The organism is Mesorhizobium sp. M00.F.Ca.ET.216.01.1.1, assembly GCF_004010325.2.
Lineage (GTDB): Bacteria > Pseudomonadota > Alphaproteobacteria > Rhizobiales > Rhizobiaceae > Mesorhizobium.
The window spans coordinates 1-308 of sequence record NZ_SADR02000427.1 but is presented as its reverse complement, the minus strand read 5'-3'; the positions used below and the strand labels follow the sequence as shown (position 1 = coordinate 308).

The 308-nt window shown below is 56.8% G+C and carries 1 protein-coding gene; it reads left to right on the top strand.

Features of this window, described 5'->3' with window-relative positions; all coding sequences use genetic code 11:
- Positions 1-22: 22 nt before the first annotated feature.
- Positions 23-308, top strand: a 286-nt coding sequence (locus tag EN859_RS36790; RefSeq protein WP_189502559.1) for a nucleotidyl transferase AbiEii/AbiGii toxin family protein, incomplete at its 3' end; no start/stop codon positions are given.

Below are 308 nucleotides of genomic sequence, written 5' to 3'. Positions count from 1 at the left end.
GAAAAATGTGCGAGTTGGGACCATGAAGGAGTTCAAAAAGCCCGAACACAGAATCATCGCCGAAGCCCTCGGACTGATGGACCGCGAGTTCCTGACTGCCGCCCAATGTTGGTTCGGCGGGGGCACGGCCATCGTCATGAAACTTGATGAATATCGGCGGTCACTGGATCTGGATTTCCTGTGCGCGGATGCCACCGGTTATCGTGAACTGCGGACACGAGCGTCGGAACGCGGCGTCAGGGGCTTTTTTTCTGAGCCCGTCGACGCCGTTCGGGATTTCCAAATCGATCAATATGGGCTGAGGACGG